Source organism: Nostoc sp. NMS7, from assembly GCF_017115085.1.
GTDB lineage: Bacteria > Cyanobacteriota > Cyanobacteriia > Cyanobacteriales > Nostocaceae > Nostoc.
Genome location: NZ_JABXKJ010000165.1, coordinates 15,381 through 27,512, shown reverse-complemented (window position 1 = coordinate 27,512; position 12,132 = coordinate 15,381). Strand labels below are relative to the sequence as shown.

General features: G+C 43.0%; 10 protein-coding genes. 7 read left to right on the top strand and 3 right to left on the bottom strand.

Features of this window, described 5'->3' with window-relative positions; all coding sequences use genetic code 11:
- The first annotated feature begins 72 nt into the window (after positions 1-72).
- Positions 73-309, top strand: a complete 237-nt coding sequence (locus HWQ38_RS17680) for a hypothetical protein (RefSeq protein WP_292795781.1) — start codon at positions 73-75, stop codon at positions 307-309.
- A gap of 307 nt (positions 310-616) precedes the next feature.
- On the opposite strand, the gene HWQ38_RS17675 is transcribed toward HWQ38_RS17680, so the two are convergent.
- Entirely contained in the window at positions 617-2,128 is a 1,512-nt protein-coding gene (locus tag HWQ38_RS17675; RefSeq protein ID WP_292795779.1) for a BamA/TamA family outer membrane protein, read from the bottom strand.
- 197 nt (positions 2,129-2,325) lie between these two features.
- Between HWQ38_RS17675 and HWQ38_RS17670 the strand changes: the two genes are divergently transcribed.
- From HWQ38_RS17670 to HWQ38_RS17655, 4 genes are all read left to right on the top strand, one after another.
- Positions 2,326-2,793 (top strand): DUF4870 domain-containing protein, encoded by a 468-nt coding sequence (locus tag HWQ38_RS17670; protein ID WP_292795776.1) that lies wholly within the window; start codon positions 2,326-2,328, stop codon positions 2,791-2,793.
- A 313-nt stretch (positions 2,794-3,106) separates the two neighbouring features.
- Positions 3,107-4,243, top strand: coding sequence for a Gfo/Idh/MocA family oxidoreductase (locus tag HWQ38_RS17665; RefSeq protein WP_292795773.1), 1,137 nt, complete (start codon positions 3,107-3,109; stop codon positions 4,241-4,243).
- A gap of 7 nt (positions 4,244-4,250) precedes the next feature.
- Positions 4,251-4,493: an HNH endonuclease gene (locus HWQ38_RS17660; RefSeq protein WP_292795770.1), complete on the top strand. Its 243-nt coding sequence runs from the start codon at positions 4,251-4,253 to the stop codon at positions 4,491-4,493.
- 132 nt (positions 4,494-4,625) lie between these two features.
- The gene (locus HWQ38_RS17655) at positions 4,626-4,799 is read left to right on the top strand and encodes a hypothetical protein (RefSeq protein WP_292795767.1); all 174 of its coding nucleotides are present in this window, start codon (positions 4,626-4,628) and stop codon (positions 4,797-4,799) included.
- On the opposite strand, the gene HWQ38_RS17650 is transcribed toward HWQ38_RS17655, so the two are convergent.
- Positions 4,782-7,478, bottom strand: coding sequence for a DUF3536 domain-containing protein (locus HWQ38_RS17650; RefSeq protein ID WP_292795764.1), 2,697 nt, complete (start codon positions 7,476-7,478; stop codon positions 4,782-4,784). The two genes, HWQ38_RS17655 and HWQ38_RS17650, sit on opposite strands and share 18 nt — an antisense overlap.
- 544 nt (positions 7,479-8,022) lie before the next feature.
- On the opposite strand from HWQ38_RS17650, the gene cax reads away from it, so the two are divergent.
- Both cax and HWQ38_RS17640 read left to right on the top strand, forming a co-directional pair.
- Positions 8,023-9,162 carry a calcium/proton exchanger gene (gene cax, locus HWQ38_RS17645; RefSeq protein WP_292795788.1) on the top strand — a complete coding sequence of 380 codons (1,140 nt, stop codon included), beginning with the start codon at positions 8,023-8,025 and terminating at the stop codon, positions 9,160-9,162.
- 166 nt (positions 9,163-9,328) lie between these two features.
- A complete protein-coding gene (locus tag HWQ38_RS17640; RefSeq protein ID WP_292795762.1) occupies positions 9,329-10,468 on the top strand; it encodes a serine/threonine-protein kinase in 1,140 nt (379 codons plus the stop codon).
- Positions 10,469-10,673: 205 nt separating this feature from the next.
- On the opposite strand, the gene gndA is transcribed toward HWQ38_RS17640, so the two are convergent.
- On the bottom strand, positions 10,674-12,104 hold the full coding sequence (gene gndA / locus HWQ38_RS17635) for an NADP-dependent phosphogluconate dehydrogenase (protein WP_292795759.1): 1,431 nt from the start codon (positions 12,102-12,104) through the stop codon (positions 10,674-10,676).
- Between the last annotated feature and the right edge of the window lie 28 nt (positions 12,105-12,132).

The window sequence follows — 12,132 nt, the reverse complement described above, 5'->3', positions numbered from 1 at the left end:
TATTTGAATTTGCTTCCCAATTCTTATTAGCAATTAAGATGCGTTCGCCCTGGTTCAAAAATAAGTTTTGCTATGACTCGACTGGCGCAAAACAATCAGCAGCAAATACCAGAAACAAAGCCACCTTTACCTAGTAAATACAGCGATAACTCAAATAAGCTTGATAGCGAACTCAAGCTCAAAACGCAAGATGACGTAACCAAGCTTTTAGGCAATCGGAAAATTAAAGAAATTAAATTCCTAAAGTGGAAAGATGCTAAACCACCAAAAGAAGATAATCCCAATATCGACGGCAACCGTAAGGTTTAGAAAGTTACAGCTGATTATGTAGGCGGCATCGACTTTGACAGTGGGCGTTGTAAATCAAATGCCAAGTTGACTCAAGTCCTGGATGCGGAAACTGGTGATAATCTAATGCTTGAAGTACGTTGCCCTAAAGGTAGCTTTGAGTCTGGTCGTCCTAAGCTTACTGTTGAAGAGTTAAGGATATTGGAAAACTCTAGGTAACTATTCCCGCAGGCTAGGAACGCGGAGGTGAACGCATAGGCGCTTCTCTAGGAGACGCTACGCGAACGCCTTCCCGCAGGGTAGGAACGCAAAGTAAAAACTAATGGGATTAAAATCGCTGACCTGTAGTAACTTCAAATCTAACTTCTCCTTGGTCGCTAATTCCTAAGTCGCCTCGAATTAGCCCAAAGGGTGACTTGACTCGCAATCCTAAGCCGTAACCAAAGCCACTTCCAGGTTTGTCTCGCAGCACTCCTGGTTCTCCTAGTACGGTGTCGCTAGATCCGAAATCTGAGGCCAAGTCAGTAAAGAAAACTCCTCCGATTGACTGAAAAATTGGGAAACGATATTCCAGCGAAGCTAAACCATAACTTCGACCACTGGCCACTTTACCATAACCGTAACCCCTGACAGAATCTAGTCCGCCAATATTAAAGGCATCAGCTGGTGGAAAGTCTCCAATAGTTGTGCCAATTTGGAAATTAATCGCCAACATTTCTGGATTATCAGTTGGTCTACCCTTACCTATCCAACTGACTGGTAAATACTTAATATAGTTTCCCCGTAGGCGGTTGCTGGAAATATTGCCCAGTCCAATGGGAATCGCTTGTTCTGTGCTGAGGGTGAGGATTGATCCTTGAGTGGGATTGTCTCGGCGATCGCGTTGATCTTTGGATACAGCAAATGATATTGTAAATAGATCATCAATGCCAGTACCGCTTACAGATAGGGGACTCCCTAATCTATCCACCTGTGCAACGTTATATTCGTGATCGCGTAGGCTAATTCTGGTATAGTTGAGAGCCACTGATGTATCCCAATCATCAAAAGCTCCTAAAACTCCTACAGAACCGCCAAATCTTCCCTCCCGCACTCTGTCGCCGTTAGCTAATCTGATATCTTCGTTGAAGGTTCCCGATATATCTCGACGACGAAAAGCTCTAATGCTATAGCCTAAGCGGTTTGGTTCTTCACGACGATAAGGGCTAGTGAATTGACCATTAAACTGGACATCTTTACTGCTTATCTGCACAAGTGTATCTAATTTATCGTTAAGACCACTGACATTGGCATCTTTATAACCTACTCGACCGTATAGCCCAACATCATCGTTATTACCGCCTCCTAAGAGTAGAGAAGGGAAGCTACGCTCTTTGATTTCATAGATGATATTAACGCTATAAACATCTTCTTCAGGGTAAACATTGACTTGATCAAATGACTCTAATCTCCTCAATCGTTGCAAGTCTACTTCAAGTAAATCTTTACGAAATACCTGGCCAGGTTTGAGTCTCAGCAGACCTATGATAAAATCTTTCTGAGTACGCCCTTTAATCGGTTGACCTTTGTCATCGCGCCATTCACCTTTTTGGTTAATAAAACGAATCTGGATATCTTTGACAACTTTCTGAGAAAATTCCATCGCCTGGGTATGTACTGAAGTCGCTCTTATATAATCACCATATTTAGCATACCCTCCCTCTATCTGGATTGTAGCCTCTGGTGTCACAATCCCACCAGCCCCATCCTGAGTAGAAGATTGCAAGTCTGCAAGGGCTTCTCGATTTTCCGTACCCACTAACATTAGTGCGATCGCAACTACAATTATTTTAACTAGCATATTCAAAATCCGTTAGTCTTATTAAGCTTACGACATAGAAGTTGCGCTGCTGCCAGAAGAAGGCATAGTCTGGGAAATAGAACCAATCCCCGAAAATTATGATCGAGAAATACTTAGATTTTAAGCTCTTGTTTGGCTTTTTTATAGATAATTACAGTGGAGCATTATTTATTAAATCCACTTACATATAAAAAGCCATGAAAGAAAAACCTAAACAACAAATGCGTATCTGGGCGATGTTGTGTCATTTCTCGGCTTTGTTGGGGTGGATATTATTGTTTTTTTTGGTATTTATTGGCATCCCTTTATATTTACCCCTAAATCTTTTAGCTCCACTGATGATTTGGCGATTTAAAAAAGCACAATATCCCTGGATTGATTTTCAAGGAAAGGAATCATTGAATTTTCAAATTACTTGGACATTATATACTCTAATTTCCATGATAATCTCCTCGTTTGTGGTATTAACTACTTTTAGCTTGACAGCGACTATTAATAGTTCAGTTAATCAACTAAAAATAATTCTAGATACTTTACTAATTGTGTTCATGTCATTAATTTTATTAATCCTAATAGGACAATCATTTGTAGTGACTTTTGCTGCTATCAAAGCTTACAAGGGTCAGCATTATCGTTACCCTTTGACCATTAGAGTTTTGCGATAAGACTATGTGATACTATACTAAATAAGTGAGCAATAATAAATCAAACTATGTTACGGAATAGACCTCTTGCATACATCAAGAAAAGAACCCCACCCCGCCTTTGACTTACGTCAAAGTCTCCCCTCCCCGCAAGCGAGGAGGGGGCTATGATGTACCTGATCTGATTAATAAACGCTATACAAAATCTTGATTACTAAATTGACAAATTACTAGCTGTTACTAAAGGAGAAAAATTATTTGATATAAGTAAAGATTTGGATATATTAGATATGATTGATAAAATGATATTTAGAAAATAGTAAGTTGCATAATTATGGGAGTAAATAATGATATGATTGGGGTTGCGATGCCTGTGGCGGGCGTAGCCATCGCAGGCACTGGATTTGGTCAAAAAGTCCACATCCCTGGATTCCAAGCACATCCTCAAACTAAGGTAGTTGCTGTTTATCACCGAGATATCAATAAAGCTAAAGCCATAGCAGAAGCCCATAATATTCCCCACGCTGACGATTCACTGACAAATATTGTGGCATTACCAGAAGTGCAAGCAGTCAGCATTTCGACACCGCCATTTTTGCACTATGAAATGGCAAAAACCGTACTAGAAGCTGGGAAACACTTATTACTAGAAAAACCGACAACTTTAAATGCATTTGAGGCTAAAGAACTTTATCAGTTAGCTAAAGCCAAAGGTGTGATTGCGACTGTAGATTTTGAATTTCGCTTTGTACCGGCATGGCAGTTGTTTGCTGAATTATTGTCAGAAGATTATGTGGGTAAGCTGCGCCTAATTAAAATTGATTGGTTAGGTTCTTCTCGTGCTGATAGTTCACGCCCTTGGAATTGGTATTCTGACAAAAATAAAGGAGGCGGTGCATTAGGGTCTTTGGGTTCCCACACTTTCGATTACATTCACTGGTTATTCGGGCCAGTCCGTAGATTAAACGCCCATTTAACTACTGCTATTCCCACACGAATTGACCCTGTAAGTGGAGAATTCAAGCCAGTGGATAGCGATGACAACTGTATATTAACCCTGGAATTAGCGGATGGTACACCTTGCCAACTTTCTATAAGTGCGGTTGTTCATGCAGCAAGAACCCATTGGGTAGAAGTATATGGCGATCGCGGTACATTAATAGTGGGCAGTGAAAATCAAAAAGATTATATACATGGTTTTCGTGTTTGGGGTTCCCAGTCAGGTAAACCTCTGACGGAAATAGAAATACCGAATCGGTTAATTTTTCCGAAAAATTATACTGATGGGCGCATTTGTGCATTTATCCGCGTAGTAGACCAATGGCTGCAAGGAATTAACCGCAATCAGGAAATTACACCATCGCTGCGAGAAGGAATTTATTCTCAGTTGTTGATGGATTTATCCCATGAATCTCATCAAAAAGCAAGTTGGGTAGATGTACCGAGTTTGTCAGGATTTCTTAGCAACTAGAAATCAAATGAGCAAAACTCCCCGCATTCGTATCCCGCCAGAAGTAAAGAAATATGTTTTTCAACGTGACAAATACCAATGCCAAAGTTGCGGTAAAACTACTGTAGAAACTAACCTCAGCATTGACCATATCATTCCCCTTTCCCGTGGCGGTCAAAATGATATCAGTAATTTACAAACCCTCTGTCTTATATGCAATCAGCAGAAAACAGACAATATTGATCCCCGCTTCCGGCGTCATTTTGATTAGCTAGGGCGAATGGAATTCGCGGCTACACAAACAAAGTCCGCCTGCACGGACTAAGGAAAAATTAACTCATCTCCCGGCTTCAAACCGGCGGATTTCGAGTCATTAGTCATTAGTACCAATGACCAATGACTAATGACTAATGACTTTGGAGGCGGGCGGCTATCCCGGACACCCTTTGAAGGGGTGGGATTCCCGCCGATTTTCTTTGAGGATTTGAAACCCACGGAGGTGGGTTTTGTTTGTGTAGAGGCGGTTTCTAACCGCCCTTTTAACTGTGCCTCCCTACATCTATCCCAACTGATTTGAGATCATGCTGACATCAACGGCTAACTTTTTGCCCAACTTTAGCAACTGAAGACACTGATTATCTCCCTCATTCCCAAGGCTAGTAACACACACTGGCGCTATCTGACTTTGCAGACAACTAAAGTATAGTTCTTGCGATCGCTGTAGGGAAATGTCAATATTTAGTTGATCCCCGACATCAATCAATCGTTCCAATAATTGGATATCTGCATTAAAACTACCATTGGCATCGTGCAACAATTGCCAGAGCGATCGCGCAATTAATTGTTCTAACATCTGCTTACCGTCGGGAATATTCAGCTGACAACGCAGATGTTTTGCTTCCGTAGCGATCGCTTCCAATTCTAAGATGTGATTCCAACTCTTTTGGGGATCAGGGATATCTTGCTGAAGCGATCGCAATGTCATCAAACAGCGATGCCCTAAAGCAATATCTGCTGCAACCTGCAATTCTTGTGGCACTACTAGTTCATCTCGATGAAATGCCATCAGCACACCATAATTATCGCGGTACGCTTGAGTATACAACTGTCCTAAACGTGTCAATGTTTCCTGACTCAGCAGCCGCATAATCCGGTGGCGTTCTTCAGCAAATAGATTTTGCAAGTTGAAAGCTTCTTCCCCAAATAGCTGTGTCATCACCAAGATAGAATGAGCCGCACTAGCTTGTTGCAATCCCCCAAACAGCTTTTCTTTTAATTGGCTGTAGTTACGCCGCCCAGTAAATTGTTGAATGCAGCAGTGGAAATCCCAGCCTCCCAAATGCAAAACAGCAAAGACCAAATGCTCGCTTTCCCAAGTAATCTCTGATACCAGTTTTAAATTTCCCACAGCCAGAGTTAGCGATCCCATCCGTTGCAGTTGGTAATCTAGCTCATTGGCAGCGTAGCAATAAACCCGCTTCTGGTAACGCTGAGACTGTTTATCAGCAGCATCTTTTTTCGGCAAAGAATTGTGCGTCTGTGCTGGTTTCTGATTGCTAAACAGGGAAGTAATGGCGTAATGGGCTGCTACTTGCTTAAACCCAAGTTGGGCAGTTAGCACCAGTTGCCGATAAATTTCGCCACCGTGTTTGAACTGATCTACATTACTGGGGGCTAAACCAAGACGTTTGACAAAGCCTTTTTCTAACTGCACACCTGCCACATCCCCTGCCAATTCCAAAGCACGGGCGGCATAGCGCAAAATTTGCGTCCCCTCTGGACGGGAAATTTCTTCAAAAAACCAACCGCAACTAGTGAACATTAACAAAGCGTGACGCTGCATTTCTAACAGGCGTAAAGCGTCTACTTGTTCGGCGGCTGTTAGTTTGTGGGTTTGATGACGGGAGAGAAAACGGTTAACATTAGCAGCAGAGCGATCGCGCATTACTTGGATATATTCATCTCGTGCTAGCCAGGGATCACGAAATAACTGCCCACCATGTTCCTCATACACCTCAGTTAGCTGATCCCGCAGCCAATTCAGGGCATCACGCAAAGGCCGACGCCATTTCTGATGCCAAACACCGCCTTCTCCACCGCAACCACAATCATCTTCCCATCTGCCGACACCGTGGGCGCAACTCCAAGCTGTGACTGACTTCAATTCCACTTCCCAATCGGGAGAATTTAAACTGAGGTAGTGGGCGAAGTTCGTCACCTTCCAACCCTGTTGGGGAAACTCTTTAGTAAAGGCGTAGGCTAAAGTTTTCTCAGTTCCCTTTTTGTGGTGTCCAAAGGTTTCCCCATCTGTCGCCACAGAAATCAACTGGGCGGGACGATGATCCCCACGCACTGCTGAACCGATACGTCCGGCAAAGTGACTGGAATTATAAACGACATCACTAAAACCCATATCCCGCGATATCGGTCCATCGTAGAAGAAGATATCAATGTAGGGTTTGTCATTTGTCATTTGTCCTTGGTCATTTGTTTCCTTTGACTCTTGACTATCTTTCAAATAACAACGATAGGGACGGGTAGAATCAATCTGACTACCACCGACTTCGATCCATTCAGGATGGGAATGATCTTGAGTGGGCAGGGGACGACAACGTAGTGCTTGAGAGGGTGCAAGGATAATGAAGCGAATACCTTCAGCAACAAGAGCTTCTAGGGTGGCGTAATCTACAGCAGTTTCCGCTAACCACATCCCTTCGGGATCGCGGCCAAAGCGGGAGCGGAAATCTTCTATACCCCAGCGAATTTGGGTATATTTGTCGCGTTCGTTCGCCAGAGGCATGATAATGTGATTGTATACTTGGGCGATCGCATTCCCGTGACCATGCAAGCGATCGCTACTTTTCCTATCTGCCTCTAAAATCCGTTGATAAACCTCCACATCGTAGCGTTCTAGCCACGACATCAGCGTTGCCCCAATATTAAAACTAAAATACTCATAATTGTTGACGATTTCCACCACTTCGCCTTGGTCATTTAAGACTCTGGCAAAGGCATTCGGGCGATAGCATTCCCAATGAATCCGTTCATTCCAGTCATGGAAAGGCGCAGCGCTTGGTTGGCGTTCAATTGCGTCCAGATAAGGGTTTTCCCTTGGTGGCTGGTAAAAATGACCATGCACCGTCACATAAACACCATTAGCCTTTCTCAAGGGATCGGTTTCTTTGGTGTTATGGGGATCTGAATGTAATGTTAACGTTGAGCCAGAGCTAGCTGGCATTTGGGCAGCAGAAGTCATGTATATTTATCCAAAAAAAACTTGCAGTTGCACCGAAAACGTTGTGCGTAAACCTTTCTACAATGGTTTTCACACAAAATCCGTTATAAACAACAACTATGGAATCCAACCAAATTTTTGACAAAGTGGTTTTATTGTAGGGGGAAATCTGCGTTATTGTACAGCGCAAAGTCCGTTGGGCGGCTGTGCCGACTTAAAGGAACTTTGCAAGACAGCCCTTTCCCTGAAGGCTCAAAGTAATTAGCCATTGACCAAAGCCTCAGTTAGGGGTTTTCTCTTCTATAGCGCCAATCAAAATTTTAATTGTCTTTTAATTTATTAAACCCCATTTCTGGTGTAAAATTTTGGCTCAAATCCATACTTTTGCAACAAAATATTACAAAAACTCATTATATCGCAATCTTATTTTACACAACATCTCGCAGCAATGAACTGAAAACAGTAAAATTTCTGAATTAGTCTACAGACGGTTGAGAGTATCCTATGGGAGTAATCAGTGCTGAGTTGTAGGGGCAATACCCTGCGGTCAGCTAAAGCTACATGAATTGCCCCTACAACTCTCCGATCAAATACCCTCAACTCAAGACAACAAATGTCAACTAAAAACATTATTTTTCTGATTTTATTACTGTTTATCCCAGTTTCTCTAGCAGCCCACTTTCTGGAGTGGGGAGAATTGATAGTTTTCATTACAGCTGGATTAGCAATTTTGCCCTTAGCAGCTTGGATGGGTACAGCCACCGAAGAAATTGCTGTCGTAGTCGGGCCATCATTGGGGGGCTTGTTAAACGCCACCTTTGGCAATGCTACAGAACTAATCATCGCCCTAATAGCGCTGAACGCTGGGTTAATAAATGTAGTCAAAGCCAGTATCACGGGATCGATTATTAGCAACTTACTACTGGTGATGGGTTTTTCCATGCTTTTGGGAGGACTACGCTACAAAGAACAGACATTTCAGCCAATTGTGGCGCGGGTGAATGCTGCTTCGATGAATTTGGCGGTGATTGCCCTTTTGATGCCAACGGCGATGAATTACACCTCTCAAGGAATTAACGAACAAACACTGCAAAACTTTTCTATTGCTGTTGCCGTAGTATTAATCTTGGTTTATGGCCTAACGCTGCTATTTTCGATGAAAACCCACTCCTATTTATATGATGTGGGTGTAGCGGAGATCGAAGGAGAGGAAATCCCCCATGCTAAACCCAATATAGCGTTGTGGATTGGCGTGCTGCTAGGATGTACCTTACTAGTGGCAATTGAGTCAGAAATGCTAGTTGATTCTCTGGAGGTAGCCACATCTCAGCTAGGTTTGACGGCGCTGTTTACAGGGGTGATTTTGGTTCCCATCATCGGTAACGCGGCTGAACACGCTACAGCAGTCACCGTGGCGATGAAAGATAAAATGGATCTTTCCCTTTCGGTAGCTGTGGGATCAAGTATGCAGATTGCGCTATTTGTCGCGCCCGTCTTAGTTATAGCAGGGCGGATATTGGGACAACCAATGGATTTGGATTTCCAACCCTTTGAATTAGTCGCGGTGGTTGTGTCAGTGTTGATTGCAAACACTATTAGTTCCGATGGTAGATCGAATTGGCTTGAAGGCACTTTGTTATTAGCTACCTATACAGTATTGGGGTTTGCCTTCTACTTCCATCCAGTTATGGATGCTGTGCGGTAAGCTGCTACGCAGTGCGATCGCTTAATCGTTAAACTATGAGCGATCGCTCTTAATTATGGGTAAGTTTCTCCAGCGTTTTCAGCTAGCCTTTCTGATAATTGGCGAATCTAAATACCCTTTTGCCTGAGACAGGAGAAAATAGAAATATATAAGAGCGATCGCCTGTATGAGCTACTGCCTTAATCCTCATTGTTCCAAGCCTGAAAATCCTGATGATCTCAAGTTTTGCCTGACTTGCGGTTCCAAGCTACTCCTCAAAGAACGTTACCGCGCGATCAAACCAATTGGACAAGGTGGTTTTGGCAAAACCTTCTTAGCTGTGGATGAGGATAAACCCTCAAAACCACGCTGCGTAATTAAGCAATTTTATCCCCAAGCCCAAGGTACTAACACTCTTGCAAAAGCCGTGGAATTATTTAACCAAGAAGCGGTGCAGTTAGATCAATTGGGTAAACATCCTCAAATTCCCGAACTACTGGCATATTTTACCCAAGAAGATCGGCAGTATCTTGTCCAAGAATTTATCGACGGGCAAAACTTAGCCCAGGAATTAGCACATCAAGGTGCTTTTAGTGAAACGCAAATCTGGCAATTACTAAATGATTTATTATCAGTATTACAATTTTGTCACGCCAGACACGTAATTCACCGCGATATTAAGCCAGAAAATATTATTTTACGTAGCGGCGATAGTAAACTAGTATTAGTAGATTTTGGGGCTGCTAAATCTGCCATTGGCGCTGCCTTAAATCAAACTGGTACTAGTATTGGGAGTCCAGAATATGTTGCCCCTGAACAAATGAGAGGTAGGGCTGTTTTTGCCAGCGATATTTATAGTTTGGGTGCGACTTGTATTAATTTATTAACAGTGCGATCGCCCTTCGATTCCTATGATACCAACAACGGTACATGGGTTTGGCAGCAATACTTGCAAACTCCTGTTAGTAATCAGTTGAGTCACATTCTCAACAAGATGCTAGAAAGTATTCCAATTCGGCGTTATCAAACAGTTGATGAAGTTCTTAAAGAGTTAAATCAACAGTCAAAAATAGCAGTCACACCAGCGATAGCGGCAAAACCCATCCCTCAATCACCACCAAATTTACCACCCACTTTTGTATCGAAATCTCCTAGTCAAGTTGAGCAAGAATTAGAGGAAATGAAAACCCAATTTTTGGGTAGCAGCAAACCTCAACCAAATAAAATACAGACACCAAATCCAATATCTCAGCCTTCTATTAAAAGCAAAATAGATGAAGAATTAGAAGAATTAAAAGCTAAATATCTTGGTAATAATAACCCCTAAAAATACACTATTGTCGTAGTGTCAACTTAGAGCCAGGACGAATAGAATAGAGCCTCCGGCACGCTGACGCGGTTTCTAACCGCCCTTGTAACTTTTAACTCAGCATTAAAAAGAAAGTGACTCTGAAACTCAGAGCCACTTGTAAGATTTATTCTGAAACAGTCTAAACTTTCTCAATACACTGAGAATTTAGATGCGTGAAAGTTTACTTTTTAGCTTCAGCAATTGGTACCCATTCGGTGTGGAAACTTCCGGGCTTATCTAGACGCAGGTAAGTATGTGCGCCGAAGTAGTCGCGTTGTGCTTGAGTCAGATTTTGGGGCAAGCGATCGCGGCGATAGCTGTCAAAATAATCCAAGGATGCGCTAAATGCGGGTACTGGAATTCCCAGTGTTGCAGCAGTCGCAATCACTTCCCGCCAAGCTGTTTGTCTGTCGAGAATTGTCTGCTTAAATTCAGGAGCTAATAACAGATTAGGTAAAGCTGGATTTTCGCTAAAAGCCTTCTTAATCTTATTCAAAAAGCGAGCGCGAATAATACAGCCACCTTTCCAAATCCGCGCCATTTCGCCCAGATTCAAATTCCAGTTATATGTCTTGGAAGCTGTAGATAGCAGCGCCATCCCTTGAGAGTAAGAACAGATTTTTGAGCAATAAAGAGCATCGCGGACTTTGTTGATAAAGTCCTTGGTTTGCCCGTCATACTTGCCACTGGGGCCTGTGAGGACTTTCGATGCTGCTACCCGCTCCTCTTTAATCGAAGATATAATCCGGGCATTAACTGCTGCTGTAATTGTGGGAATAGCGACTCCCAATTCCAACGCAGTCTGCACAGTCCAGCGCCCAGTTCCCTTTTGACCGGCAGCGTCAACAATCAAGTCCACCAAGGGTAGATTTGTGTCTGGGTCAATATATGGGAAGATATTCTTCGTAATCTCAATCAAAAATGAATCGAGTTCATCGGTGGTGTTCCATTCCGAAAACACCTCATGTAGCTGATTATGGTCTAATCCAGCAGCACTTTTCAGCAAGTCGTACGCTTCAGCAATTAGCTGCATATCGCCATACTCAATGCCATTGTGTACCATTTTGACATAGTGACCAGAACCACCAGGGCCAATGTAGGTTACACAAGGGCCATCATCGACTTGGGCAGCAATTTTGTTAAAAATTGGTGATAGAAACTCATAAGAGCTTGTTGTACCTCCAGGCATCAGAGATGGACCATTCAGCGCCCCTTCTTCACCGCCACTGACACCCATACCAAGATACCGAAGCCCAGCCGGTTCTAATTCCTGAGTGCGTCGTTCCGTATCTTCAAACCAAGAGTTGCCACCGTCGATAATGATATCGCCTTCCTCTAACAAGGGTTTGAGTTGAGCAATCACCGCATCAACTGGCTTCCCAGCTTGCACCATTACTAGAATTTTGCGAGGACGTTCCAATAAGGCAACGAATTCTTCCAGCGTAAAGGCGGCTTTGACGTTCCTTCCTGGCGCACGCTGCGCCATAAACGCATCCGTTTTTTCTCGGGAGCGGTTGTAAACTGCAATTGGGAAGCCATTGCGCTCCACGTTGAGAGCGATGTTCTCACCCATAACGGCTAATCCAATCACACCAAAGCTTTGTAGTGTCATAAAAAATTTCTGGCTAACTCTTGCAGAT